Consider the following 26022-nt stretch of genomic DNA (forward strand, 5'->3'; position numbering starts at 1 on the left):
TTTTTATTTTTTTAAATCTTTATTAGAATCAACTTTATTATTTTGATTTTCTAAATTAAAATCATCATCATGATTATCTATATCTACTATATTACCCATTTTTGAGTCTACTTCAACTTCTTTTATTGTATTATCTTTAGTTTTTATTTTAAATTCATATACTAATGAATTGTTATCTTCATCTATCTCTTCTTTAACTTTTAAAACTTCTCCAGAAACTTTCTCTAAAGCTATTTTTTTAGCATCTTCTTGTGAAAATTTTATATTAGCTTTTAAATCATTGTAGCTATAGTTTTTGTCATTACTATTGTATTTCTTATGGTCATTGTCGTCGTAATCCTTATGGTCATTATGATTTTCAATATCTATTATAGCTCCAGTTTTTGAGTCTAACTCAATTTCATTTAACATATTGTTTTTATCCTTTATCTTAAATTCATATGTTAATGACATGCTATCTTCGTCTATATCTTTTTTAACTCCAACAACTTCTCCAGGTATTTTACTTAAAGCTATTTCTTTTAACTTTTCTTGTGAATATTTAGTGTTTGATTTTACAAAAGCAAAAGCAGTTCCTGCTCCTATACCAGCTAGTACTATAGATCCTGTTAGTGTAAGTATTGCAAATTTTTTAATTTTTCCTTTTTTCTCTTTTATCATTTCTTTACTTTTTTCAAATCCTTCGTTTTTATAAGTTTCTAATTTATTTTTTATATCTTCTCTTTTCATTTTGTTTCCTCCAAGTTACTTGTATTTTTTCTTATGAGCTTATTATATATATGAATTATGAAATCTACTTTAAATAAAGATTAATATAAGTTAAAAGTATTATTAAAATTTTTTAATAATTATCTAACTTAGTGATATAGTTACATATCTTTTAAAACCGAAATAATATAATTTAATTAGATAATATATATGGAGGGTTTAGTAATGTTAAAAAATAAAAAGAAAGCAGTAGTAGATAAAGACTATTGTGTTGCCTGTGGTACTTGTGTTAAGGTCTGCCCTTTTCAACTTATAAATATTGAACAAGGTGTATTTGCAAAAATAAATTTAAGTAAATGTGTTGGATGTGGTAAATGTACTAAAGTTTGCCCTGCATCTGTAATAGAAATTAAAATGATGGAGATTGATGAATAATTATGAAAAAGAATAAGAGAAAATTTAAAGATTATATGTGGATATTAAGTTTAACTTATTTGTTTTTAGGAATTTTTAATATATTATTTGCTTGGTTAGGGTTATTATGCTTTTTAATACCACTAATTATTTCTATAGCTGGTGGTGGTAAAACTTATTGTAATACTTACTGTGGTAGGGGTCAGTTACTTAATCTTATGGGAAGTAAGTTAAATTTATCTAGAAATAAAAATATTCCTGTATTTTTGAGAAGTAAGTGGTTTAGGTATGGATTTTTAACATTTTTTATGAGTATGTTTTTTATTATGTTGTTTAATACTTATTTAGTTTTTAGTGGTGCTAGTGAGTTAAAGGAAGTTATTCAGATACTTTGGTCTTTTAAGCTACCTTGGAACTGGGTTAATACTTCTATGGTTAGTTCATGGGTTGCTCAGTTTGCATTTGGATTTTATAGTATAATGGTTACCTCTACTATTCTTGGTGTAGTAACTATGATTTTGTATAAGCCTAGGTCTTGGTGTGTTTATTGTCCGATGGGTACAATGACTCAATTGATATCACAGGCTAAGTATAAATCATAATTTCAGAGTTTTTGATTTGTCAAATCCAATCTATTAAGGCTATATTTTATAGCCTTTTTTATTCATATAAAATAAAAAAAGCATCCAAGTTAATGGATGCTTTATATCTATATATTAATTATTGTTCATTTATACTTTCTAATTGATTTCCTACTAATCCAGCTCCTACTGCTAATATAAATGGTACTATCATTAAACTTCCTAATATTATTGTCATATATAATCACTCCCAATGTTTTATTTATTTGATAAGTATATTATATATGCTGAACCTTAAAAAAGCCTTGCAGGAACCTTAAACATTTCTTACATTTTTGATAGTTTATTAAAGTAACTATCAGGATTTAATAAAATTCTAAAGAAATATAGTACTACAGGTATAGATGTATTTATAAAGTTTATGAATTCGAAAGATAAAATAAAAAAAGGCATAAAAGTAATACTTTTATGCCTCTTTCATTTCTTTATTTAGTATTCATTACATAGAGTTGATATTTTATTTCTTCGAGCGTTTGATCTATATTAGGTGATTTACTATAGAGTTTAACTGGATCGCCATACTTGTAATTTAGGTCATTTATAGTCTCCTCAAATTTTTCCCCTAATGTTTCATACTCGTAATATACAGAAAAAATTTCTAAATCATTTTTTTTATTATGCATATGCTCATCTAAATTACATAGATATTTATATGTTTGACCAGGGGATATCCAAATATTGGTTTTACTAAGTATAGAAGTTTTCCAGTTTTCTTTTTCTATACTCATAAACTCATCATTAGGTTTAAACTTAGTTATTTTCAAGGGCGATCTCCCAATATTTTTAACAATCATACAATCTAGACTCAACTTAGATGATACATCATTAGTAACTGTGTAAACTTGCAATATTCCTCTTTGCTCTTGAAATCTATTATTTTCAATTTCCTTTTGTTGTTCTATTTGTGCCTTTTTAGAATCTCGAAGGGTTATTATAGAAAATATTAAACTAGATATTACCCCTATAGATGTTATTATGTTTGTCAAATTTGTATTATCTGTATTTACGAGCCATTCTATTGCCCCTTTTACGACTAAATATAAATCCATAAAATTTCCTTTCTAACTATATATATTTGATATTTATTAATAATATCACAAAAGGTATGTTGAAATTTGTAGAATTAACTTAGAGATTTGACTAATTTAGTTATTTTTTATTTGATTTCTTATGACATAAAAGATATTATTTTATGTTTTAGATATTGAAAGATTTTAAAGGAAATGTTATTTTTACTTAGTTAGGAGGTGAATACTATTTATGGAAAGGTATAATCAAACCCTTAATAGAATGTCTGTAAAATTAAATGAAAATTATTTATTCATTGGAAATATATTAGCACAAGGTTGTTATAAGAACCATATAGGATATGAGTTTTCAATTTTTTCACTTAAAAATAGCGAAAATAATAATAATGAAATTTTTAGCAGATTTGATATTTCTAAGCAAGAATTTTGGGATACAATTCGTAAACTAAATAGTTCTGATTTGGATTTATATTTTAAGGCTTTATATGAATTCTCTAATTATATGGGAAGTTCATGGGACTAATTATAAAAAAAATCTTTATACTGTATTTAGAATAAAAAATAAAGGTTGCTAAATAGCAACCTTTATTTTTACTTATACCATTCAATTAATAAAGAACCTATGCATTTTATTGATTGAATTATAAGTGATAAAGTATAAAAATTTTTTTTATTCATAAAATTTCCTTTTGTCTAATACATCTTGATTGATTAAATTTTATTATACAAAAGTGCTGACTTTTATAATTTCATATTGTATACGTTAATAAATTTTTATACCATATGTAGTAATCACAATAAAATTATATCATATAACTAGTACAAAAAGTCAATTGTATCAATCTAAAAAAATATATGCAAACATATATATAAAATCATATAACACCAATTATATAACTTTTAAACTTTAGTTTATTTTATTGATTTTTAAGACATAAAACATATTGTTTTATGAATTTTTATAAAATATTACTTACTTTCAAGACTTTTAATAATATATAAATTAGGTTAATCAGCTATATGTTGTTCTTAAAAAATTATTAATAGGAAATTATATATTTATCAAATCTAATCTATTAACAATATATTTTTATATCTTTTTTATTTATATAAAATAAAAAAAGCATCCAGATTTATGGATGCTTTATATCTATATATTAATTATTGTTCATTTATACTTTCTAATTGATTTCCTAATAATCCAGCTCCTGCTGCTAATATAAATGGTACTATCATTAAACTTCCTAATATTATTGTCATATATAATCACTCCCAATGTTTTATTTATTTGATAAGTATATTATATATGCTGAACCTTAAAAAAGCCTTGCACTAAACTTAAATAATTCTTACATTTTTGATAGTTATATAAAAAAGAAAACTAAATAAATCAAATTTAGATTCTCTATTATAAATAATTAACCCATTTAGAGTCTCACTGCAAATAGCATTTAAGCTCTTAGGATATTTATCTCCTTAAGGAGATCTGTTTTTAATCTAAGATTTGATTTGTTTAGTTTTCTATATTAGATATATACCTTTTTTTGATTAAATTAAACACTATTTTAGAAAATTTTTCAAATAAAATAAAAAGATATTAATACTTTGCTTAATAAGTAATATTAACTAAATTAAATAATAGAATTATCAATCTCAAAGTTATGTTATGAAAAAATTAGCAATTTTAAAAATTCACTTAAAGTTACTTAGTTGATTTCTGTTTGAAATGGTTAATTTAGGATATAAAAATACTAGACAAAAGGTTATAATAACTTGATAGGAGATGATTTAAATGTGTACACATGTTCACATTTCAAGTAACAAAAATAATTTTTATTGGGGAAGAACGTTAGATACTTCTTTTAATCCATTTGATGTTGATTCAAAAGTAACTATTGTTCCTAAAAATTTCACTTTAGATACACAAAGTAACCCATGGAAAACAAAATATGCTTTTTTAGGTATAACTTTATCAAACTCTACTTTATTTTTTGATGGAGTAAATGAAAAAGGGCTTGCTGGAGGACTTTTATTTTTAAATGCATGTACATGGGATAAAAAAGATAATATAGAAAAGGAAGGACTTACAGCTATTAATAGTGGTGAAATAATTCCTTGGATTTTAAGTAACTTTGAAAGTGTTAATGAAATAAAAGAAAACATATCAAAAGTTGCCGTTACTGGTGATGATATTCCTTCATTAGGAGAGTTAGGTAAAGGAAACCCTATAACTGCCCATTATACTTTTACAGATAAAATGGGTAATTCAGTTGTATTAGAACCAACAAATAATGGACGTTTTAGAGTTTTTGATAATAATGTAGGTGTAATGACTAATAATCCAACATTCGATTGGCATATGACTAATTTAGGAAATTATATTCAAGTACAAGGATTTAATAGACAACAAAATCATTTAAATAATAATACATTAATTACACCAATTTCAAATGGTTCAGGTATGCTTGGATTACCAGGAGATTATACTTCACCATCAAGATTTGTACGTGCAGCATATTTAAGAAATCTTATAGGAGAAGTTAGTGATGAAGAAGCACCAAGTCAATTATTTAGTGTTTTAAATTCTGTTTGGGTTCCAAGGGGAGCTGTACGTTTTTCTGAAGATAAAGATGAGTCAGATTTTACAAGTTATATGTGTGCATATGACCAAACTTTAGGAAAATTATATTTACGTGTTTTTAACCATATAGATACAATGGAATTCTCTTTAGAAAATGTCAGAGAAAATGAGTTAGTAACTTATTCAGTTAACTAGAAAAATTTTTTAAATTATTGTTAAAGGCTATTATACAAATATGATATGATTTTAGTGTATATAGTAATAACAAGTAAAAATAACCTAAGCTATTGCTATATACGCTAAAATCAATAACCTTTATAATCTCCAAACTAAAAAAGATGATTTCTACTAATATTGTAAAAATCACCTTGTATATAAATAATTTTAGTTTCCTAATATCTCTTTTAAAGAATCATATGTGAAATTTATTATTTCTTCACATCCAATTTTATTTCTCTTTAAATCTTTACATATTTCTGTATCATATTTTTCTCTAACCTTACTCATTAACTCTCTTGAATATTTTCTAGCTTCATTTTCATCTAATTTATCATTTCTACCTTTTAAAAATCCTATTATAACAATAGCTGCATTTACAGCTCCACAAATGCTTCCTACAGTCATTCCAACACCCATTCCACTTCCTATTGATATTGGTATGTCTGTATTGTATTCTTCATTATAAGACTTTATTAATGATTCTGCACATGTGTATCCTTGACTATGATATACTGATGGTTTTGTCATTTTTATATCTCCTTTTAATTTATATTTTTAAGACATAATTTATATTATGATAATAGATATTTTCATTCTGTGATATTATCACATAAAATATATATTTTAATAAGTTAATATATAAGTTAAGTACAATAAATTTATATAAATAATTTTAAATAAATATATACTAATAAGTATTTTTTATATAGAATTTAAGTAAGTTAGGATGTGATGTTATGAAAAATATAAATAAAGAATCATATTTAAAAAATAATTTACCCTTTTTCAAAGATTTATCTAAAAATGAAGTAGAAAAACTTTTTTCCTCAAGTTATATACAAAATTATAGTAAGGGTGAATTTATATATTCTAAAGATAAAGCTTGTACTGGAGTTTTGTTAGTAGTAAATGGTCAGCTTAGAAGTTTTTTATCTTCATATTCAGGAAAAGAAATAACATTATTTAGATTGTTTGATCTTGATATATGTATGCTATCAGCTTCATGTGTATTTCAAAATCTTACATGCGATATAAACCTTGAAGCTGAAAGAGATTCCTCAGTTATTATAATTGATAGTAACTTTTTTAAAGATCTTTCGAGTAAAAATATTAATGTTCAAAACTTCTTTCTCAATCTAACTCAAAATAAATTATCAGAAGTAATGAATGTACTTGAACAGGTGGTGTTTTTTAGTTTAGATAATAGACTTTCAAATTATTTAATAAATCAATACTACTTAAATAATTCTAATGACATTTATATCACTCATGATAGTATAGCAAATGATTTAGGTTCTGCTAGGGAAGTTATTAGTAGAATGCTAAAAAGATTTGAAAAAGATAATTTAGTCAAGCTTTCAAGAGGTGTAATAAAGATAGTTGATATTGAAAAACTAAAGTTATTATGTAAGTAAATAAAAAAATCTTGAAATACATAATTATATATTCCAAGATTTTTTTATTAAGTTTATTTTATAATTTAAAACTTAATATTTTAGTTGTTTTCATTTTCTTGTAATTTGCTTAAAATTTCAAATTCTTTTAATTGTCTATTTTTATTTATATCATCTATTAATTTAGATGCAGCATTAACTAATATGTAAAATACGTATCCACTAAATCCACTTATAAGTCCATATGCTAAAGATATAGGTTGCCATTCATATCCTGTGTATTGGCCAAATGTACCTAGTACAGGTTGTTTTTGCATTGCTATTATTATCATAGATATTACAGCTAATACTAATATTATTTTAGATGTTATATCTAAGCTTTTAACTATTTTACAAGGTTTATATTCTAATTTTCCTTTGTTATATTTTACTGAGCCATAAGTTATGCCTTCTTCAGGTTTGTTAGGTTCTTCAGTTATATCTTTTTCATTTTCGTTGTTTTGTTCTATTTCTTCTATTGCTTTTTTGACATCTTCGTCTTCTTCAAATGGTGTCATCATTTCATCAACTATATCTGCTCTTTGTCTATCAGAAGCTTCTAAAGTTTCTTTAACATCCTTTTCTATATTTTCCATGGTTTTTCTTGTTGATTCTTTAAATTCTTTTGCTTTTTCTTCTATGTCTTTCATAGAATTTTTGACTTTGTCATTTTCGTTTAACATGTCCTACCTCCTAAAAATTATATTGTCATCTAAAAAGGATTTAATTTTTATTATATTTATGTGACTCTATATTTATTTATATGTAATATTTACCCAATTTTTGTAAAAATATGTAACTATTTTACTATTTTTTATTAAAATTTTAAAAAAAGTTAATTTTAAATCTTAGGAAGTTATATATAGCAAACTTTAGTTTAATAAATTTTATTCATAAAAAAAGAAAGTCTATAAAAGACTTTCTTTTTATCAAATTTAAAAATTCATTTTTTCTGATTAACTTTCAATTGCACTGCCTAGCTTTGTATGATTTAGTTTAAAGAATACTCTATTATTTTTTCTATTAATTGACTAAATTCTATTCCTTTAGCTTTTGCACTTCTTGGAATTAAGCTTGTTTGTGTCATTCCTGGTAATGTATTTAATTCAAGAACATATGGAACACCATCACTTATTATAACGTCAACTCTTACGTATGCCTTACAATTAAATGCTTTCCAACATCCTTTAGATATTTCATTTATCTCATCTTGTAATTTTTCTTCTAAGTATACTACTTCTTCTGTTGCACCATTTTGGCTATATTTTGATTCAAAGTCGAAAAACTCTGAGTTAGCTTTTATAGAAATTGTTGGGAATACTTCTCCATTTAATATAAATGATGTGTATTCTCCACCTTTTATATATTTTTCTATCATTACACAATCGTCAACTTCAAGACCTTTTTCAACTGCATTTAATACTTCGTCTTTTGATTTTACTAAAAATGTTGCTACACTAGAACCTCCACTATTTGGTTTTATAAATACTGGATATCCTATTTTTTCTATTTCTTCATAGTCTATTTCTTCAACACTTCTAACTACTGTCCAAGGTGCTGTTGGTAAGTTAGAATCTCTTAGTATTTTTTTAGTCATGTTTTTATCCATACATAAAGCACTTGTTAATGGTCCACATCCTGAGTATGGTATATCCATTGCTTCTAGTATTGATTGTACACATCCATCTTCTCCGAACTTTCCGTGAAGTGCTAAAAATGCAAAGTCTATATCGTCTGTTATTTTAGTAAATATATCTTTTTTATCGTCTAATACTACTTTTACTACTTCATATTTATTTTTATCTATGCCATTAAATACAGCTTCTCCAGATTTTAAAGATACTTCTCTTTCAGAAGATATCCCACCCATTACTATCGCTATTTTCATATATATCTCACTCCTAATTGATTTCTTTTATGTCATTAATTTTTATAATTTTCATGTTTATTTATATTATTAGTATATGTTTAATATGTGATTGCTTAAAGTACCACTTATAGTTAAGTTTTATGTATTAGTGGTTTATATAATCAATTTATAAAATTTTTTAAATATTTTTAATTTAAATTGTATAAATATGGGTATCATATTATAATGATATGAAATTTAAATTTTAAATTAATTAAAAAGGAGATTAATTATGGCTGGAGATAAAATAATATGTCATTGCAAAAATGTTAGTTACATAGATATAAGAAAGGCAATGATAAATGGTGCTCGTACTTTAGATGAAATAAAGGAAATGACAGGTGCTTCTACTGGTTGTGGTAGATGTGCTGGTGAAATTGAAAAAATATTAGCATCTGTTTGTGGATGTAAGAATGTTTCACTTGAAGAAGTTGTAAGTGCTGTTAAAAATGGTGCAGATACAGTTGATAAAGTTGGAGAAGTTACTAAAGCAGGTACTGGTTGCGGTAGATGTAAGGCTTTAATTCAAAATGTAATAGACTTAAAAAAATAATTAAATTTATATAATAACCCCTACTTAATATTTTTTAGTAGGGGTTATTTTTATAAGATTTTATTTATTATAAAAAATATTAATATTACAGCTACTAAAGCTTTAACTTTTTTATGTAATAAGTTTACAGTATATCCTGGTCCTAATCTTCTTTTTACTATGAAAGTTGGATCTTCTTTGTTAAAGTAAAAATATCCACATATCCATTTACTATCATCACTGCTATAATCAACTTTTTCTTTTACTTTAAATGAACTTAACATAAAGTAAGAATAAAAAAGATTTAAAAGACTTCCTATAAAAATAAGTATTCCTAATATAATTATATATCCAGGGAATTTATATTGATTAAATGCTATTATAGGAACTATAGTTGTTACAAACTCTATACATAAGGTTATTGCTACGAAAGAGTACCCTATGTTATTTATATACTTAAGTATTTTATTTTTACTATTTTCTAACTTTTCTTTTTTTATAGATGATACATCACCTAAACAAGTCATTGCTATAAATCCTAATAATATTATCATTATAAACCCAGCAATTTCTACACCAAAAACAGTTTTTAAGTTTTTAGGTACAAAATCTGTTGGAGTTGAGTCTCCTGAAAAATCTGTTGGTATGAAATTTGGAAGATTATTGTAATTTATAGCTAAGTATACTATAGCTAATACTGATATAAATAATAATACTGAAAATATTAATTTAAATTTATTTTGTATTTTTATTTTTTCATTTAATAATCTTGTGTCTAAAGTTATGGTTCTCTTTGGTAATTCTTCTTCTTTATAGTCTGATTCTTTCATTAACCTTTGACTTAATTTTTTAACTTTAGTGTAAGTTATAAGTAAAAGTCCTTCCGTAAATATAGCGTATACTGTGAATATCGTATCTATAAATGATTTAAAATTGTTTTTTAATGTACAAACTCCTATTAAAATTAAAATTATAAATATTAAAAAAGATATTCTTACCCATCTTTTAAAGGGCTTCATTACTTTTTGCTTATCTTCTTTACTTAAAACTAAACCATATAATCTAACCCCATAAAAAAATTTACTTCCTCCAGTGAAATCTGCACTTATTAAATATATATAAGTAAAAAATATTGTTGGTAACATAATTATCAAAAGCCCTATGTCGTTCATTGATATTCCTCCCTAGTTATAATTTTACTTTTCTGTATTAAATTAAGTTCTGTTTGTTATATATATAGTATAACAAACAGAACTTAATTTCAATACTATTTAGATATCTAATTAGTTTTTTATTTTATTTATATGAAATTTAAAAAGAGATTGGAAATTTCCAACCTCTTTTTTATTTCATATATGTATTTACTAATTCATAACATCTTTGTTTTGTAAGCTCTGCTAATGCAGAGTCATAAGCTATACCTGAAAGAGAACCATCTTCAGCTTCTTTGTCTCTATATTTTATCCAATCTAATTGGCTTTGTTTTATGATTTCCATTTCTTTAGGATTAGTATTTTCTTTTATTTCTTGATATATTTCATTTAATGCTGAGTCCCAAAGTTTTAATGCAGTAGCTTCCCCTTCTTTCATAGCTGGAGTTGTTTCATAGTTTTCAGCATAAGAATCTATCTCATCTTGAATTTCTCCTAGTTTTGCTATGTATTTGTATTTTTTATCTGCAAGTATGCCATTTTCACTTTTTGAAGTTTTACTTTTTTGATTTGAACTTTCTTCTTTATTATCTAAATTTTTTAAACTATCTAATTCTTGTTTTAGTTTATTGGCTTGGTTTTTAACTACATCTGATTTGCTATCCATACTATCTATTTCATTACATAATTTTTTTGCTGCTTCTGAATTTTTCTCTTTTTGCATTTTTACTGCATTTATTAATTTTTCAGTTTGTTCTTTTAATATTTTTGCTTCTTTATCATCAGATTTTTTCTCCAGTGCTAAATCAAACATTCCTTCAGCTTTTTCATAGTCATTATTTACAATAGATGCTTTTGCATCATCCATCATTTTGTTATATGATGATAAATTTTTTTCACATCCCGTTAATATTAATAAGCTTCCTATTAATGGTATAAATATTGACTTTTTAAACATTTTTATGCCCCCTCTGTATGTTTTTAGCTCTCATACAGTATGATAACATAAGGCTTTTTCTTTGTATATTTTTCTAAATATTTACAAATTTATACTTTGTTATTATTTATTTTGTTTTCTAATTCTTTTACTTTACTTTCTAATTCTATAATTCTATTTTGATATTTATTTTTATTTCTAACTTTGTTTATAAAGTTATATATCATATATATAATTAGTATTAAAATTGCTAAAATAAGAATTGTATTAAATATTTGAAATATAAGTTCGTATGAAATCCCTATTAATGGTTTTAATTCCATTTTTTAATCCCCCTGATTTAGTATATTTTTTATTATTTTATTGTAACGTATTGTATATTATTTTACAATAATTCTAAATATATAGTACAATTCTTGTTTTGAAATTTATTAAAAATTATAATTTTATATCACTATTTAAAAAGTTTATAGCTCCCTCAGCTAATAACATGCATCCTTTTTCAAGTACACTTTCATTTACTTTCATTTTAGGATTGTGAAGTGGATATACATCTTCTCCTTCTACTGCTGTGTTTAATCCATAATAAACCCCTGGTACTTTTTCAAAATAATATGCTGCATCTTCACTTCCCATAGCACCTTTTGGTAAAGCTATCATAGAATGTTGTCCATATAATTTATTACAAGTATTTAATATAAAATCAGTCATTTTATTGTTATTATAAAGTGCTGGATACCCATATTCATAATTATATTCATAACTTCCACCCATTGTTTTAGTAACTCCATCAACTATTTCTTCTAATCTTTTGTTTATAAAATCTCTTGATTCACTTTCTAAGCATCTAACAGTTCCTAATATTTCAACATAATTAGGAATTATATTATAAACTGGTGTTTCTGGTTGTTCACTTTTAATGTTTGATATACTTACAACCACTGGGTTTTGAGCATCATTTTCCCTAGTTAACATACCTTGCATCATATTCATTATTTGATTTGCCATAAATATAGGGTCTTTTGTAAGCTCTGGTGTTGATGCATGGCCTCCTTTTCCTATAACTTTTATTTTAAATCTATCTGATGATGCCATCATTGCACCTTTTTTAACTACCATTTGACCTGGTTTAAGTATTGGTAGGGGCATTATATGTTGAGCAATCATTGCATCTACTTTTGGATTTTCTAATACACCTTCTTCTATCATTACTTTTGCTCCCCCACCTTCTTCTTCACCTGGTTGGAATATAAGTTTTACTTTTCCGTTTAATTTATCTTCGTTAGCTTTTAAAATTTTAGCTGCTCCAAGTAACATTGATGTATGTGTATCGTGACCACATCCATGCATATTGCCGTTAGTTGATTTAAAATCAATATCTGTTTCTTCTTTTATAGGAAGTGCGTCCATATCTGCTCTTAAAGCTATTGCTTTACCTTCTTTTTTACCTATTATTGCTGAAAGTCCTGTACAGTTTTTAAATTCTTTATATTCTATATTCATTTTATCAAGTTCTTTTTTTACATAATCTACTGTTTTAGGTAAGTTTAATCCAACTTCAGGTATTTTATGTAAATCTCTTCTACATTTAATAATATATTCACTTATATTTTCTTCATAGTTTAGCATAATTTTTCCCTCCAATGTTTATTATCTATTTTTAATAGTCTTGATATGTTTTTTACTTAAGGTATAATTTAATACTACTACCAGTTTTAATTTTAAAAAAATATATATTTTTTATACATAGATATAAAATTTATTTATACCTAGTTTTGGAGGAATAAAATGAAACTTGAACAAATTACATACGCTTTGGAAATAGCTCAATTTGGGTCAATGAGTAAGGCTTCTAAAAATCTTTTTTTAACTCAACCAAATTTAAGTTCGTCTATAAAAAATTTAGAAGATGAGCTTGGTTTTAAAATTTTTGAAAGGTTACCAAGAGGTGTTGTAGTTACTTCTCAAGGTGCTGAGTTTTTAAAATATGCTGAATCAATTTATAAAAATATAGAAAATATTAATTTAATAGGTAAAGGTCATAGATCTTTGGCTCCTGTTAGTTTTTCTTTATCTACTCAATCTTTTTCTTTTGTTATGGATAAATTTTTAAAGCTACATTCTAATTATAAAGATTATATTACTAATTTTAAGATAAATCACTCTCATTATTTTGAAGTTTTAGATGACGTATCTAGAAAAAATGCTGATGTTGGTATTATTTCTATATCAAATGAACATATGGATTTGTGGGAAAAACTTTTTAAATCTAAAAATGTTGAGTTTAATTTTATTACTTGTGGTCAGCTACATGGTTATATTTTAGATACTCATCCACTATATAATAAAGATAATTTAAGTATAAAAGATTTACTTGATTATCCACTTGTTACTTGTAATCAAGATGATTATAATGCTTTGTATTCTACTGAAATTTATAAAAATGAGCTTTCTTTTAAAAATCATATTTTTGTTTCTGATTATGGCGCTTTAACTTACACTATGGAGTCTATAAATGCTGTAACTATTATTTTAAAACTTGATAATAGTTGTACAAAGCTCTTTTCCGATGACTCTCATAAAGGAAAGTATATAAAAATTGATAATTTGCCTAAAATTACTCTTGGATGGATTAAGCTTAAAAATTCTAATCTTTCTACTTTAGCTAGTGAGTTTATTGATTTTATTACTGATTAAAAGAGGGTATAGTGTTTTACTATACCCTCTTTTAACTTAACTCTTACCTTTTTTCTTTGTAATAGTCATAGTTTCCATTCCAATTTAAAATTTTATTATCTTCTATTGATAAAATTCTATTACAAATTTTATTTATAAAGTATCTATCATGAGATACAAAGAATATACTTCCATTAAAGTCTTTTAAAACATTTTCTAAGTTGTTTATACTTTCAATGTCTAGATGATTTGTAGGTTCATCTAGTATTAGCAAATTAACATCAAAGTAAAGTATTTTACTAAGCTTAAGTCTTCATTTTTCTCCTCCTGAAAGAAATTTAACTTTTTTAAACACATCTTCTTTATAAAACATATATTTAGCTAAATATTCCCTAGCCTTACCTTCTAGTATGTTTAAATCTTGTCTAAACCAATCTAATATGCTTTTTTCCTCATCCTCAAATTCTACATTTTGTGGTAAATACCCTATTTTAGAGCTATTTGATACTTTTATGCTTCCACTATCTAGTTGTTCCTCTTGTAAAATAATTTTTATAAGAGTTGATTTTCCACATCCATTTTCACCTATTAAAGCTATGTTTTCTCCTTTTCTTACTAAAAATTCTACATCTTTAAATAATAGTTTTTCTCCAAAGGACTTTTTGCCGTCTTTTATATAAATTACATCTTGAGATTGTTTTGTATTATTTGTTATGTTTATTTTCATATTATCTAATTTCTTATTTGGATTTTCTATCTTTTCCATTTTATCCAATCTATTTTGCATGCTTTGTGCTCTTTTTACGAATTTTTCATTATCTCCATTTCTAGAAAATACTTTTAATCGTTTTATGGATTCTTCCATATCTTTTATTTTCTTTTGTTGTTCTTTATATTGGTGATTTGATAAGTTTAAAATTTCTTCTTTTTGATTTAAATAGCTTGTGTAATTTCCTATATATGTTTTTGAAGTTAGGTTTTCAATTTCAACAACTTTGTTTACAACTTTATCTAAAAAGTATCTATCATGAGATACTATAATTACACTTCCAGTATAGTCTTTTAAGTAGCTCTCAAGCCATTCTACAGATTTCATATCAAGATGATTTGTAGGTTCGTCAAGTAAAAGAAGATCTGGGCTTTCAACTAAAATTTTTCCAAGCATAACTCTAGTTTTTTCTCCTCCACTTAAAGAGTCAAATTCTGATTCTAAGAAATCTTCATTTATATTTAATCCAGTACATACCTTAGAAATTATAGTTTCTTTTTCATACACTCCTAGGTTTTCATATTCTTCTTGAAGATTGCTATATTTTTTAAGAGTTTTTTCCATATCACAATCTGTATTTTCCATATTTTTTCTAGAAGTCTTAGTTTTTCTTCTAGTTCTATTAAGTGAGGAAATCCTAGGTTTAAGATTTCTTTTACCTTGTAATTCTCAAATTCTGGTATTTATTCTAGGTATCCTATTTTTAGATTTTTTCTTATTAATAATTCTCCTTTATCTTGGTTTTCTTTATTAACTATTATTTTGAATATACTACTTTTCCCACACCCATTTCTCCCTACTATAGCTACTCTTTCTTTGCTTTTCACATCAAAGTTAATGTCTTCAAATATTAAATTTGCTCCATAATACTTTTTCAAATTTTTTATTTCTAGTTCTATCATAATTAAAACCTCCATTAAAAAAACCAAGCAAATTTTTGCTCGGGTTTAAAGGCATGACAAATTAAGGTAAATTTGTGTACTAAAAAATCCGAGCAAATATAAACTTGCCCGGATATATATTCTTAATTTATTATATCTGGATTAAAATTTATAACTTACTCTATTGGCTCAAATATTTAATTTTAGACGCACTTATCCCATTAACAGCTTTATATTCTGAAATATTGAATGAATATTGTCTAATTTTAAACATTTTATCAACAAAGTAATTTTTCATTTTAATCCTCCTTTTTATATTATTTCAAATATATTGTAGTTCTATTTTTCTGAAAATTCAAGTTATTTTTTTATCTAAAATATATTTAATATATTTATTATTTACTATTAAATGCTATTTAATAACAATTTAATTAAATTTATTTTAGCTCCTAACACAAATCTACCTAAAAAAACAACTGAATAAGTCTTACTTTTGTGAATTTTTAAATAATAATTGACAAAATATTCTAATAGGATTAGAGTAGTCTTAATAAGATTTTATTACATATAAGTTTTGCTTTATAAATTTGTTAAAGGAATGGAGAGATTGATATGAAGACTTTAGTAAATAAAATAGCATTAGTAACATCAGCAACTAGAGGTATAGGGTTAGCGAGTGCTTTAAGTTTAGCTGAAAACGGTGCCAAAGTTTATATGGGTGTTAGAAGATTAGAAGTTACACAAGAAATATGTGATAAATATGCAAAAGAAGGATTAACTATGATACCAGTATTCTTTGATGCATATAACATAGATAGTTATAAAGAAATGGTTGATACAGTTATAAAAAATGAAGGTAAAATAGATATATTAGTTAATAACTTTGGAACTGGAAGACCTGAAACTGACTTAGATTTAGTAAATGGAAGTGAAGAAACATTCTTTGAATTACTTGAATACAATGTAGGAAGTGTTTATAGAATATCAAAATTAGTGGTTCCTCATATGATAGAAAATGGTGGTGGAAGCATAGTTAACATATCTTCAATAGGAGGTACAGTACCTGATATATCTAGAATAGGATATGGTGTTTCAAAGTCTGCAGTTAATAATATAACTCAGCAAATAGCTATGCAATATGGACGACATAATATAAGATGTAATGCTGTTTTACCAGGTTTAACTGCAACTGATGCTGCTTTAGATAATATGCCAGAGTCATTTAGAAAATCATTCTTATCTCATGTACCTTTAAATAGAATGGGGACCCCTGAAGATATTGCAAATGCAGTTTTATTCTTTGCTAGTGAAAGCTCATCTTATATTACAGGTTCAATATTAGAAGTTTCTGGTGGTTATCATCTTGGAACACCTCAATATGCAGACTTTGTAGGTCGTAAAACTGTTGAAGAAAATTAAAAAGCAAAAAGGAGTAACAAAACGTTACTCCTTTTTATATTGTAAATTTATTTTGATCTATTTTAGATAACAATTTCATCGATGCATAAACTATAACCGCATCACCAACAATAGGGTTAATTTTTTCTTTTTTAAACTACCTATATTTTGACATATCCCTCTTTTTGTTCTAATTAATTATTTTTATTTACAATACGCTTATATCCTTTATATGTTCCAAAGAAGTATATAGCATAAATTACACATATACTTATTACTGCAAATATATTAGTTCCTACTGTATCATAGTCTCCAAATATTTTAATTAAATTATTTGCCACCTTTATTCCAAAATAACTATGAACTAAGGCTAAAGCTATTGGAAGTGAGAAATATATAAATACTTGTATAAAAATTGATTTGTTTATCATTTTTGAGCTTACTCCAAGTTTTTTAAGTATTTCATATCTTCCTAAACTTTCTGTTGCTCCTGATAATTGGTTAAGTGCAAGTACTGCTGCACTAGATATTAAAAATATTATTCCTATATATAAGCCTATATATAAAAACATAGCTGCATTAGACATATTAATGTCTAAAACTATTTGTTTACTTATAAAGAATAAGTTTGAACCATGGTCTTTTTGATATTGAATTTGTTTATTTTCACTTTTTTCAAGATTTTTAGTTAACTTATTTTCTGTATCTTTTTTATCTCCTACATAATTAAAACTTAAACATTTTTGACTTATATCATATTTATCTGCGTATTTATCTTCAACTAAAAATGTTATAAAATTATCTTTTGCTAAATCATTTTCTAAAGATTCATACTTATAGTTTTCATTTATTTTAAATTCATCATTTCCTATTTTTATACTTTTATTATTTTTTATATATTCTTTTATTGGATTTTCCATAGTAGATGAATTTGTAACAAAAACTACTTCTTTATCTTTTAAATTTATTGGTTTTTTACCTGCCATTTTATTTAGCTTATTATAATCTGATAATTTTATAATAGGAATATTATAATTCATCGTAACTTTTAATTGCTTAGATAAAAAATTATCTGAAGTATTTTCAAACATTTTAATAAACTTTATAGGAGATTTGTAAAAATTATAATCTAAATATTCTTTTGAATAATCATTTACATTTAAATCTAATTTTTTAAGTATTTCACTTAATTTTTCATTACTATAGTTTGTCTTTTCCTTAGGATTGTATGCTTCTATGACAGTTATATCATATGGGGTTTGAGATTCTGCTGATTTTTCCATAGCATTTTTTAGCCCTATTGCTGTAGAATACATACCAATTGATATAAATAACATTAAACATATAATACTCATTGATATATAGTTTGTATTAATTTTACTGTTTAATTGTCTTAAAGTGAAAGTGTTAAGATTTTTTAGATATAAGTTTTTATCATTTTGAACTAATTTTATAAAAAATCCTGCCAAAGACCTAAAAAATAATACTGTACCTACAATACCTAAAAGTATAGATAAATTAAAATTATTATCTGTTATGTCTACAAGAGCATTTTCTAAAATTAATTTATATGCAAATCCTAAACAAACTATAGATATTATAAACAGTGCTACAGATAATATTAAGTTTGTGCCTTTTAACTTTTCATTTTTTCTTTGACTATTTATTAAATTTATAAGTTTATATCTTGAAACTACTACAAAATTTAGAATCATAGTTATAAAAAATATTATACTAAAATATATTATTGTTTTTATACAAGCTTCTTTTGAAAATACAAATTGATATTTTTTCATATCCACTGAAAATAATTTTGCAGTAACTGAAGCTAATCCTTGAGATAAAAATACACCTATAAATAGTCCTAATGCTAAAGACATAAACCCAACTATTATAGTTTCATAAAATAGCATAAAGGCAATTTTACTTCTACTAATACCTAGTGTCATATATATACCAAATTCTCTATTTCTTTTTTTGATTATAAAGTTATTTGCATATATTATTAAAAATCCTAATATGAAAGACACAAAAACTGATACTATTGAAATTATCATATCTAAACTTTTCATTAACATTTTTTGATTTTCTGTCATATCCATCATAGCTGTTTGAGCTTCTACTGAGTTGAATATGTAAAATATACAAACTCCTAGAACAAGTGTAAAAAAGTAAATACTATAATCTTTCATACTTCTTTGAACATTTCTTTTGGAAAGCTTAAATAACATTGTTATTGTCACCTCCTAAAAGAGTAACAACTTCTATGATTCTTTTGAAAAATTCTTTTCTATCATCATTTCCTCTTATCAATTCATTAAAGATTTTCCCATCTTTTATAAATAAAATTCTTTTACAATAACTAGCTGTAAAAGCATCATGAGTTACCATCATTATTGTAGAATTCATACTTTCATTTAATTCAGATAAATTTTCAAGTAAAACTCTTGCTGATTTTGAATCTAGAGCTCCCGTTGGTTCGTCTGCAAGAATTAAAGACGGTTCATTTATTATAGATCTTGCACATGCTACTCTTTGCTTTTGTCCTCCTGATATTTCGTATGGAAACTTACTTAATATATCTGCTATTCCCAGCCTATTTGCTACACTTTTTACTCTTTTATCTATTTCAGACCCCTTTACTCCTAATATAGATAATGCTAAGGATATATTTTCATATACAGTTAAAGTATCTAGTAAGTTAAACTCTTGAAATATAAATCCTAAGTGTTCTCTTCTAAACTTTTCTATATTTTTTCTTGATAAAGTTGTTATATCCTTATCTTCAATTTGTATGTTTCCAGTAGTTACCTTATCTATTGTTGCTATACAATTTAAAAGTGTAGTTTTACCACTTCCACTAGGTCCCATAATTCCTATAAATTCACCCTTATCAACTTCAAATGAAATATTATTAATAGCTTTTGTTAAATTCTTCTTATTCCCATAATATTTTTCTATATTTTTAACTTTAAGAACTGTACTCATCTTATCTCCTCCATATTTTTTAATTTATAACTTTATTTTATAGTCTTTAGAGGATTTAATTAATAAGATAACCTTACGACTATCTTACGATAATGTAAGGTTGTTTATATTTGAATCATATTACTTTTTGGAAATGTTATTTTTACAGTGGTTTCTTCATTAACCACAGAATATATATCTAAGCCTAAATACATTTTTTGTGCTAATCGTTTTGATATATAAAGTCCCATTCCTGTTGATTTTTTTAGTTTTCTTCCGTTAATCCCTGTAAATCCTTTGTTAAAAACTTTCTTTAAATCCTTTTTATCAATTCCAATTCCATTATCCTTTATGTATAATTCTAGACTATTATCTTTAATCTTTGTGTATATAGTTATCTTTGGAAGTTCTTTTTCTAGCTTTTTATTTATAGTTTTATCTCCTATGTATTTTATAGAATTTACTATAATTTGATTTAGTATAAACTCCATCCATTTTCCATCACAATAAACTGTCTCTCTAAAATCTTCTATATCTATACAAATTCTCTTTTCTCTAATTAATTTTTTATTTCTTTTGATAGTATTATTTATACACTTTCTTAAATCTGTTTCTTTTATTATGTAATCTATTTCAACTTCATTGGACTTTGAATAATAAAGAGCTTGTTCTATAAAACCTTCTACTTTTTCTATTTCTTCTAAAATACTTAAGGTATGTTCATTTTTATTGTTTTCTATAACTAGCTTACTAGCTGCTATTGGAGTTTTTATTTCATGTACCCATAAATCAAGGTATTCTCTGTATTCTTCTTGATTAAATTTATATTTATTGACTTCTTCATTCATAGATTTATCTGTAATGCTAAGTACATCATATAAAATTTTTCCTTCACAAAAAGATGGTCTTTTTATAACTACTGGTAGTAAATATTTTTTATCTAGTTCCTTTAAAGAATTTATTACTTGATCGTAGTAACTTTTCTTTTTAAAATATCCATAAAAAAATTCTATACCACTTAAAGCTATCCAAAGCATAGTTGTAAAAATTATTGTTACTCTTTCAACTTGAGATGATTTTAGTATAAAAATTACAAAAGCAAAAAATATAAAATTTAATAATATAGCTAAGATTCTATCTTTTAAATAATCTTTTATATTCATAGTTACGGCATTATATAGCCTCTCCCCCTTTTAGTTTCTATGTATCCACTACATCCAATTTCACTTAATTTCTTTCTAAGTCTATTTATATTAACTGTAAGGGTATTGTCATCTATAAATAAATCTAGGTCCCATAAATAATCCATTAAATCTCCTCTTGAAACTATCTTTCCTTCATTTTTAATAAGACAATTTAGTATTCTAAACTCATTTTTAGTAAGCTCTACTTCTTGATTTTTAAAGCTTACACTATTTTTAGATAAATCTAGTTCTAAATCTTTGTATTTAATAATTTCTGGATTAGTTTTTTTGTAAGTTCTTTTTAAAAGTGAGTTTATGCGTGCAAGTAGAATTTGTGTGTTGTATGGTTTTGTTACAAAATCATCAGCACCTAAGTTCATACTCATTAATTCATCCATTTCAGTATCTCTACTTGTAACTACAATTATTGGAATGTCTGATTTTTCTCTGATTTTTCTACATAAGTAATAACCATCACAAACTGGAAGGTTTATATCTAATAAAATTAGATGGGCTTCTAAACTTAAAACTTCGTCTACTACATTTTCAAAGTCTGAAATGGTAATAACTTCATAATCATAATTAGTTAAAAAGCATTTTAATTCATTTCTTATTTTTTCTTCATCTTCTATGATAATAATTTTTTCCATAAATAATCTCCCCTTGAAATTCTGTTACTAATACTTATATTATATATAAAAAAGTATTTTATCCAAAGTTTTAAATATTAGCATCTTAATTTAAAGCAAAAAAGGGTATAGTATTTCACTATACCCTCTAAATAATATCCAATTTATATATTCAATATAATTACTTAGTTTTAACTACTCAAACTTAGTGTGATTTTTTATTTTCTTTATATAAACGAATTTCTGTGGCTATGATAATAAGCACAAATACTGTAAAAAATACAAACAATGATATACCTACTTCATTTTTGAAATTAAAAAATCTATCTAGAAAGTAGAAAATTATAGTATAAATAAATCCACAAATTATGCCTAGTTTTCCTGCGTACTTATTTGCAATAACCCAATTAGTACCATTCTTACAAGAACTCCATGTTTTATAACCTGATGAATTAGGTCTTTCCCCTGCTCCATATCTCATAATCAATCCTACAATTGTCATCAATATACCTAGATAATATGAATGTTCAAAATAATACACTTTATATCACTCCTATTTTCATATTTCATATATAAATATATTATATCCATTTTTATACAGTTACGTATAACACTATGCTTAAAATTAATTTTAGATATACATTCTCCATACTTTCCATGTTGAGTTACTATTACAGTTTTGCTACTACTATATCTGCTTTTTCTTTTTCCTTCATTACTTTGACTCATTTTTTAGCATCTTCTACCAAGTCATTCATATATAATTTATTTCATATACATGTCTATCTCACAAATTGCTTATTTATTTCTATATATAAGTTAAATGAGTTTCAAAATCTTCTTGTCCTTTTTTAACACTAAACTTATCATTCTTATTTGGCTCAATTTCTATAATACCATCTTTATAATTTGATTTATCAAACTTCATACTAATCCCTATTTTATCTTTATCTCCAATTAAATAAGATACAACTTTTTCATCTTTCATAAATACAATTTGAAGTTCATATCCTTTTTCCTGCTGGGCTAAACTTTTCCACTTATATCCTACTTTTTCATATATTTCTTCTATTGTCGTGTTTTTATCAAATACATATGCTTTATCCCATTCAAATGGAGTTATTTCTTTTAAATTTATCTCTTTTGTTCCCCTTTTTATATCTGCAATTTTATCCATTAATTCATTTGCATAATCATAACTTTTATCTTTTTCAAACTCTGTTAGCTTAACATACTTGTCTTTTACTCTCCACTTTTCTTTATCTTTTTCTAATTCAAAAGTTATTTTAGATATACATTCTCCATGTTTTCCAGGCTGTGTTACTATTACATTTTCACCACTTTTATTTTTATAGTCATGTTGTTCAAAAGCTGTATGAGTATGACCTGCAACTATTGCATCTATTCCATCTAATTCTTGTGCTAATTCTTGTATTCTATTACCTGGGTGTTTAGGCTTTTTTGGTTTTTCTCCACTATGTGCTACCGCAACTATTATATCTGGATTTTCTTTTTCTTCCATTATCTTTGTCCATTTCTTAGCATCTTCAACTAAGTCATTCATATATAACTTTCCAGCATAACTTTCTATGTCTTTTAAATCTCGTTTTTCGTCTCCCGGTTCTCCCTCATTAACTTCTTTTATAGTAAGCCCTAATATGCCTAACTTAACTTGTCCATATTCAGTGTCTATTTGTTTTATAGTATATGGTTTTGTGTAGCTTTCACCGTTTTGTTTATAAGTATTTGCTGATAATACGTCTATATTATTTTTTTCAAAGTCAGATATCATATTATCTAAATGAAATTTATTGTTTGATACAAATTCATGATTTCCAAGTACTACTGCATCATAGCCTACTTCATTCATATCTTTTGCTAGTGGAAACTCTACATACTTATTTTCAAACGTAACGATTTCAGTTTGCTTCTTACTACGCCTATCAGAAAAATATTTATCCATAGCTCCACCGCTGTCACTATCAAAAAAATCTCCTGCATCTACTAATGATATGTTTGGATCATTTTCTCTTTCTTTTCTTATGTGCTCTGCCATGTTATATGGAACGGACCCATGCAAGTCTGTTGTTGCAAGTATATTTATTTTTGTACTTTTTGTTTTTGTTTCTGTACATCCTGTTAATATACCTATTGATAGCGATACTGCTATTATAGGTAAAATTTTTTTAATTCTCATCCCTAATATTCCCCTTTATATTACCTTTTGATAATTAAAATGTAGCAGGTTATTTTTCTTTCTACAATATATTTTTAAATAAATTTTAATATATCCCTAAATATTACCGAAAAAGAGGGTATAGTAAAATACTATACCCTCTAAAAAGTAGTTTGATTTATCTATATTAAAACAAATATTTTTTAAACATTAATTATAAAGTATCTTCATTTCTGTAATGCTTCCTTTTATACCTTGTTTGTTCACAGAACATACTTTAATCTTGTTAATACCTTCATTAAGACTCCAGTCATATGTATTTTTTATTATTTTTACTGAATCATTTTCATTTATCTGTAATTCATAATAATCAATATTAGGAGTATTGCTAATAAATCTTAATGTAAAATTAGGTTTAGCACAAAATAAATCGTAATTTGCTTTAAAATCTTCTTCTGAAACTATATTATTTTCTTTTATAATTTTGCTAACATCAATAGAATCCTTATACTCAAATAAAATAGCTGTTCTATTAGGATTAAAATAAATTTCATCTAATTTTTTAGTGAATATCGCATTTGATAATTCCATAGCTTGAAAAGTTAGTAATTGACGTTCTCCATCTAGATGTAAAAATAATTGAGATTCAATACCATTTAAAATACGTTTTACTTTAATATATCCAAAGTATTTTTTAATAAATTCTATATATCTCTTTTCATCAATTTTAGGATTATCACCTAAAAATATAAATGATATATCATCTAATGATTTAAAAACTTCATAATAACTAAGAGGCAAATTATCCTTAATTGCATAACAATTGAATTGAACATCAAGGAAAATCCATTTATTTAAATTGTTTGACCATACTTCAGTTACTACATGACCTTGACCTACTCCTCCGTAGTCAGCATCCTTGCTTTGGATATTTAGTGTTCTAGCAATATATCCCATAGATAGCAATATATCTTTAGCAACTTTTGCATACTCTACACATCTGAATCTTTCACCATTAGATGCTCTCTTTAATATTTCTAATGAAGATGTATTTCCAGCATCATTTACACCATCATGAACTAAGCGCTCACTTACCCATTTCATTACTTCAATAAATATTTCTAATTCATTTAAATTGGATAAATCAATTGATTCATAAACGTATTTCTTCAAATCATTAAGTTCATCAAATTTAAGTATATCTAATGTATTGATTTGACTATCTATTAACTGATTATTAGACTCTAATATTTGGATTTTTTTCAAATAATAATCCCCCTTTAAAATTTATTATTTTTTTTATTTAATCTTTCATCTTAATTTTTTCTCAATTAGAAATGTCTTTAGCCCCTAGTATATAATTTATATAAATTATAAATTAATCCCTTTCTATTTAAATCTAATTTACTAAATCCAAACTCTATTACTTTATTTATAGCTTCTGTTGCAAATCCCTGTCTCCAAAAACTTAAGTTAATATCATATCCTATCTCTGCTCTTTTATTTTTAATATGCATTGCATCATATCCAATAGTGCCTATTAATTTTTTGCTTTCTTTATGTATTATTCCCCATCTTATACCTCTACGTTCATCATAGTTAATCTTAATTTTGTTAATTATATCATATGCTTCATCAATATTAGTTAATGAATCTTTTCCTAAATATCTAGTAACCCTATCATTAGATAAATATTCAAATATATCATTTGCATCATCATCGGTAATTTCTCTTAAATATAATCTACTAGTTTCTAATATTGGAAGTTTCATTTATATTCCTCCATTTT

Annotated in this window: 29 protein-coding genes; 8 read left to right on the plus strand and 21 right to left on the minus strand. The window is 24.9% G+C overall.

Features of this window, described 5'->3' with window-relative positions:
• Positions 1–3: 3 nt before the first annotated feature.
• A complete protein-coding gene (locus tag H8891_RS07190; protein ID WP_187005806.1) occupies positions 4–729 on the minus strand; it encodes a PepSY domain-containing protein in 726 nt (241 codons plus the stop codon).
• A gap of 204 nt (positions 730–933) precedes the next feature.
• Here H8891_RS07190 and H8891_RS07195 point away from each other — a divergent pair, with 204 nt between their 5' ends.
• Both H8891_RS07195 and H8891_RS07200 read left to right on the plus strand, forming a co-directional pair.
• Positions 934–1143 carry a 4Fe-4S dicluster domain-containing protein gene (locus H8891_RS07195; protein WP_187005807.1) on the plus strand — a complete coding sequence of 70 codons (210 nt, stop codon included), beginning with the start codon at positions 934–936 and terminating at the stop codon, positions 1141–1143.
• A 2-nt stretch (positions 1144–1145) separates the two neighbouring features.
• On the plus strand, positions 1146–1724 hold the full coding sequence (locus tag H8891_RS07200; RefSeq protein ID WP_187005808.1) for a 4Fe-4S binding protein: 579 nt from the start codon (positions 1146–1148) through the stop codon (positions 1722–1724).
• Positions 1725–2188: 464 nt separating this feature from the next.
• On the opposite strand, the gene H8891_RS07205 is transcribed toward H8891_RS07200, so the two are convergent.
• A complete protein-coding gene (locus tag H8891_RS07205; protein WP_187005809.1) occupies positions 2189–2812 on the minus strand; it encodes a hypothetical protein in 624 nt (207 codons plus the stop codon).
• Between the two features lie 211 nt (positions 2813–3023).
• Here H8891_RS07205 and H8891_RS07210 point away from each other — a divergent pair, with 211 nt between their 5' ends.
• Together H8891_RS07210 and H8891_RS07215 are read left to right on the plus strand one after the other, a co-directional pair.
• Complete coding sequence (locus H8891_RS07210) at positions 3024–3314, plus strand: hypothetical protein (protein ID WP_187005810.1); 291 nt, start codon at positions 3024–3026, stop codon at positions 3312–3314.
• A gap of 1269 nt (positions 3315–4583) precedes the next feature.
• Complete coding sequence (locus H8891_RS07215; RefSeq protein WP_187005811.1) at positions 4584–5567, plus strand: linear amide C-N hydrolase; 984 nt, start codon at positions 4584–4586, stop codon at positions 5565–5567.
• A 189-nt stretch (positions 5568–5756) separates the two neighbouring features.
• Here H8891_RS07215 and H8891_RS07220 read toward each other — a convergent pair whose 3' ends face one another.
• Positions 5757–6119 carry a C-GCAxxG-C-C family (seleno)protein gene (locus H8891_RS07220; protein WP_187005812.1) on the minus strand — a complete coding sequence of 121 codons (363 nt, stop codon included), beginning with the start codon at positions 6117–6119 and terminating at the stop codon, positions 5757–5759.
• A gap of 209 nt (positions 6120–6328) precedes the next feature.
• Between H8891_RS07220 and H8891_RS07225 the strand changes: the two genes are divergently transcribed.
• Positions 6329–7006 carry a Crp/Fnr family transcriptional regulator gene (locus tag H8891_RS07225; RefSeq protein WP_187005813.1) on the plus strand — a complete coding sequence of 226 codons (678 nt, stop codon included), beginning with the start codon at positions 6329–6331 and terminating at the stop codon, positions 7004–7006.
• Positions 7007–7086: 80 nt separating this feature from the next.
• On the opposite strand, the gene H8891_RS07230 is transcribed toward H8891_RS07225, so the two are convergent.
• Together H8891_RS07230 and H8891_RS07235 are read right to left on the minus strand one after the other, a co-directional pair.
• Positions 7087–7707, minus strand: a complete 621-nt coding sequence (locus H8891_RS07230; protein ID WP_187005814.1) for a hypothetical protein — start codon at positions 7705–7707, stop codon at positions 7087–7089.
• Positions 7708–8015: 308 nt separating this feature from the next.
• On the minus strand, positions 8016–8912 hold the full coding sequence (locus H8891_RS07235) for a D-alanine--D-alanine ligase (RefSeq protein ID WP_187005815.1): 897 nt from the start codon (positions 8910–8912) through the stop codon (positions 8016–8018).
• A 253-nt stretch (positions 8913–9165) separates the two neighbouring features.
• Between H8891_RS07235 and H8891_RS07240 the strand changes: the two genes are divergently transcribed.
• Positions 9166–9486 carry a (2Fe-2S)-binding protein gene (locus H8891_RS07240; RefSeq protein ID WP_187005816.1) on the plus strand — a complete coding sequence of 107 codons (321 nt, stop codon included), beginning with the start codon at positions 9166–9168 and terminating at the stop codon, positions 9484–9486.
• Positions 9487–9536: 50 nt separating this feature from the next.
• Here H8891_RS07240 and H8891_RS07245 read toward each other — a convergent pair whose 3' ends face one another.
• From H8891_RS07245 to H8891_RS07260, 4 genes are all read right to left on the minus strand, one after another.
• Positions 9537–10637 carry a hypothetical protein gene (locus tag H8891_RS07245; protein ID WP_187005817.1) on the minus strand — a complete coding sequence of 367 codons (1101 nt, stop codon included), beginning with the start codon at positions 10635–10637 and terminating at the stop codon, positions 9537–9539.
• 172 nt (positions 10638–10809) lie between these two features.
• A complete protein-coding gene (locus tag H8891_RS07250; RefSeq protein ID WP_187005818.1) occupies positions 10810–11574 on the minus strand; it encodes a lysozyme inhibitor LprI family protein in 765 nt (254 codons plus the stop codon).
• Positions 11575–11663: 89 nt separating this feature from the next.
• Positions 11664–11876 carry a hypothetical protein gene (locus H8891_RS07255; RefSeq protein ID WP_187005819.1) on the minus strand — a complete coding sequence of 71 codons (213 nt, stop codon included), beginning with the start codon at positions 11874–11876 and terminating at the stop codon, positions 11664–11666.
• Positions 11877–11991: 115 nt separating this feature from the next.
• The gene (locus H8891_RS07260; RefSeq protein ID WP_187005820.1) at positions 11992–13182 is read right to left on the minus strand and encodes a M20 metallopeptidase family protein; all 1191 of its coding nucleotides are present in this window, start codon (positions 13180–13182) and stop codon (positions 11992–11994) included.
• Positions 13183–13341: 159 nt separating this feature from the next.
• Here H8891_RS07260 and H8891_RS07265 point away from each other — a divergent pair, with 159 nt between their 5' ends.
• The gene (locus H8891_RS07265; RefSeq protein ID WP_187005821.1) at positions 13342–14250 is read left to right on the plus strand and encodes a LysR family transcriptional regulator; all 909 of its coding nucleotides are present in this window, start codon (positions 13342–13344) and stop codon (positions 14248–14250) included.
• A gap of 43 nt (positions 14251–14293) precedes the next feature.
• Here H8891_RS07265 and H8891_RS07270 read toward each other — a convergent pair whose 3' ends face one another.
• The 3 genes from H8891_RS07270 to H8891_RS15485 all read right to left on the minus strand — a co-directional run bounded on the left by H8891_RS07270 (position 14294) and on the right by H8891_RS15485 (position 15900).
• Positions 14294–14503, minus strand: coding sequence for an ABC-F family ATP-binding cassette domain-containing protein (locus tag H8891_RS07270; RefSeq protein WP_187005822.1), 210 nt, complete (start codon positions 14501–14503; stop codon positions 14294–14296).
• A gap of 39 nt (positions 14504–14542) precedes the next feature.
• The gene (locus tag H8891_RS07275) at positions 14543–15583 is read right to left on the minus strand and encodes an ABC-F family ATP-binding cassette domain-containing protein (protein ID WP_187005823.1); all 1041 of its coding nucleotides are present in this window, start codon (positions 15581–15583) and stop codon (positions 14543–14545) included.
• Between the two features lie 98 nt (positions 15584–15681).
• Positions 15682–15900, minus strand: coding sequence for an ATP-binding cassette domain-containing protein (locus H8891_RS15485; protein WP_187005824.1), 219 nt, complete (start codon positions 15898–15900; stop codon positions 15682–15684).
• 591 nt (positions 15901–16491) lie between these two features.
• Between H8891_RS15485 and hdhA the strand changes: the two genes are divergently transcribed.
• Positions 16492–17298, plus strand: a complete 807-nt coding sequence (gene hdhA, locus H8891_RS07285; protein WP_187005825.1) for a 7alpha-hydroxysteroid dehydrogenase — start codon at positions 16492–16494, stop codon at positions 17296–17298.
• Positions 17299–17471: 173 nt separating this feature from the next.
• On the opposite strand, the gene H8891_RS07290 is transcribed toward hdhA, so the two are convergent.
• The 9 genes from H8891_RS07290 to H8891_RS07330 form a co-directional block, all read right to left on the minus strand.
• Entirely contained in the window at positions 17472–19508 is a 2037-nt protein-coding gene (locus H8891_RS07290; protein WP_187005826.1) for an ABC transporter permease, read from the minus strand.
• Positions 19498–20265: an ABC transporter ATP-binding protein gene (locus tag H8891_RS07295; RefSeq protein WP_187005827.1), complete on the minus strand. Its 768-nt coding sequence runs from the start codon at positions 20263–20265 to the stop codon at positions 19498–19500. The genes H8891_RS07290 and H8891_RS07295 overlap by 11 nt, the downstream gene beginning before the upstream one ends.
• Positions 20266–20369: 104 nt before the next feature.
• Positions 20370–21407, minus strand: coding sequence for a sensor histidine kinase (locus H8891_RS07300; protein ID WP_187005828.1), 1038 nt, complete (start codon positions 21405–21407; stop codon positions 20370–20372).
• A gap of 2 nt (positions 21408–21409) precedes the next feature.
• Positions 21410–22078, minus strand: coding sequence for a response regulator transcription factor (locus H8891_RS07305; protein WP_187005829.1), 669 nt, complete (start codon positions 22076–22078; stop codon positions 21410–21412).
• 184 nt (positions 22079–22262) lie between these two features.
• Positions 22263–22598 carry an SdpI family protein gene (locus tag H8891_RS07310; RefSeq protein ID WP_187005830.1) on the minus strand — a complete coding sequence of 112 codons (336 nt, stop codon included), beginning with the start codon at positions 22596–22598 and terminating at the stop codon, positions 22263–22265.
• Positions 22568–22786 (minus strand): hypothetical protein, encoded by a 219-nt coding sequence (locus H8891_RS07315; RefSeq protein ID WP_187005831.1) that lies wholly within the window; start codon positions 22784–22786, stop codon positions 22568–22570. Before H8891_RS07315 ends, H8891_RS07310 begins: the two co-directional genes overlap by 31 nt.
• A 79-nt stretch (positions 22787–22865) precedes the next feature.
• Positions 22866–24254, minus strand: coding sequence for a metallophosphoesterase (locus H8891_RS07320; protein ID WP_187005832.1), 1389 nt, complete (start codon positions 24252–24254; stop codon positions 22866–22868).
• Between the two features lie 189 nt (positions 24255–24443).
• On the minus strand, positions 24444–25499 hold the full coding sequence (locus H8891_RS07325; RefSeq protein WP_187005833.1) for a transglutaminase domain-containing protein: 1056 nt from the start codon (positions 25497–25499) through the stop codon (positions 24444–24446).
• 77 nt (positions 25500–25576) lie between these two features.
• Entirely contained in the window at positions 25577–26005 is a 429-nt protein-coding gene (locus tag H8891_RS07330; protein ID WP_187005834.1) for a GNAT family N-acetyltransferase, read from the minus strand.
• Positions 26006–26022: the final 17 nt, after the last annotated feature.

Origin of the sequence: Paeniclostridium hominis (assembly GCF_014306135.1) — a bacterium.
Taxonomy (GTDB): domain Bacteria; phylum Bacillota; class Clostridia; order Peptostreptococcales; family Peptostreptococcaceae; genus Paraclostridium; species Paraclostridium hominis.

Bases quoted from the DNA above. Each gene is read 5' to 3' on its own strand.
- H8891_RS15485 (WP_187005824.1), bottom strand. From the start codon at position 15,900: ATGATAGAACTAGAAATAAAAAATTTGAAAAAGTATTATGGAGCAAAT.
- H8891_RS07250 (WP_187005818.1), bottom strand. From the start codon at position 11,574: ATGTTTAAAAAGTCAATATTTATACCATTAATAGGAAGCTTATTAATA.
- H8891_RS07275 (WP_187005823.1), bottom strand. From the start codon at position 15,583: ATGGAAAATACAGATTGTGATATGGAAAAAACTCTTAAAAAATATAGC.
- H8891_RS07320 (WP_187005832.1), bottom strand. From the start codon at position 24,254: ATGAGAATTAAAAAAATTTTACCTATAATAGCAGTATCGCTATCAATA.
- H8891_RS07225 (WP_187005813.1), top strand. From the start codon at position 6,329: ATGAAAAATATAAATAAAGAATCATATTTAAAAAATAATTTACCCTTT.
- H8891_RS07255 (WP_187005819.1), bottom strand. From the start codon at position 11,876: ATGGAATTAAAACCATTAATAGGGATTTCATACGAACTTATATTTCAA.
- H8891_RS07235 (WP_187005815.1), bottom strand. From the start codon at position 8,912: ATGAAAATAGCGATAGTAATGGGTGGGATATCTTCTGAAAGAGAAGTA.
- H8891_RS07260 (WP_187005820.1), bottom strand. From the start codon at position 13,182: ATGCTAAACTATGAAGAAAATATAAGTGAATATATTATTAAATGTAGA.
- H8891_RS07315 (WP_187005831.1), bottom strand. From the start codon at position 22,786: ATGAGTCAAAGTAATGAAGGAAAAAGAAAAAGCAGATATAGTAGTAGC.
- H8891_RS07210 (WP_187005810.1), top strand. From the start codon at position 3,024: ATGGAAAGGTATAATCAAACCCTTAATAGAATGTCTGTAAAATTAAAT.
- H8891_RS07305 (WP_187005829.1), bottom strand. From the start codon at position 22,078: ATGGAAAAAATTATTATCATAGAAGATGAAGAAAAAATAAGAAATGAA.
- H8891_RS07220 (WP_187005812.1), bottom strand. From the start codon at position 6,119: ATGACAAAACCATCAGTATATCATAGTCAAGGATACACATGTGCAGAA.
- H8891_RS07215 (WP_187005811.1), top strand. From the start codon at position 4,584: ATGTGTACACATGTTCACATTTCAAGTAACAAAAATAATTTTTATTGG.
- hdhA (WP_187005825.1), top strand. From the start codon at position 16,492: ATGAAGACTTTAGTAAATAAAATAGCATTAGTAACATCAGCAACTAGA.
- H8891_RS07265 (WP_187005821.1), top strand. From the start codon at position 13,342: ATGAAACTTGAACAAATTACATACGCTTTGGAAATAGCTCAATTTGGG.
- H8891_RS07330 (WP_187005834.1), bottom strand. From the start codon at position 26,005: ATGAAACTTCCAATATTAGAAACTAGTAGATTATATTTAAGAGAAATT.
- H8891_RS07200 (WP_187005808.1), top strand. From the start codon at position 1,146: ATGAAAAAGAATAAGAGAAAATTTAAAGATTATATGTGGATATTAAGT.
- H8891_RS07230 (WP_187005814.1), bottom strand. From the start codon at position 7,707: ATGTTAAACGAAAATGACAAAGTCAAAAATTCTATGAAAGACATAGAA.
- H8891_RS07300 (WP_187005828.1), bottom strand. From the start codon at position 21,407: ATGAATATAAAAGATTATTTAAAAGATAGAATCTTAGCTATATTATTA.
- H8891_RS07290 (WP_187005826.1), bottom strand. From the start codon at position 19,508: ATGTTATTTAAGCTTTCCAAAAGAAATGTTCAAAGAAGTATGAAAGAT.
- H8891_RS07295 (WP_187005827.1), bottom strand. From the start codon at position 20,265: ATGAGTACAGTTCTTAAAGTTAAAAATATAGAAAAATATTATGGGAAT.
- H8891_RS07195 (WP_187005807.1), top strand. From the start codon at position 934: ATGTTAAAAAATAAAAAGAAAGCAGTAGTAGATAAAGACTATTGTGTT.
- H8891_RS07240 (WP_187005816.1), top strand. From the start codon at position 9,166: ATGGCTGGAGATAAAATAATATGTCATTGCAAAAATGTTAGTTACATA.
- H8891_RS07205 (WP_187005809.1), bottom strand. From the start codon at position 2,812: ATGGATTTATATTTAGTCGTAAAAGGGGCAATAGAATGGCTCGTAAAT.
- H8891_RS07245 (WP_187005817.1), bottom strand. From the start codon at position 10,637: ATGAACGACATAGGGCTTTTGATAATTATGTTACCAACAATATTTTTT.
- H8891_RS07190 (WP_187005806.1), bottom strand. From the start codon at position 729: ATGAAAAGAGAAGATATAAAAAATAAATTAGAAACTTATAAAAACGAA.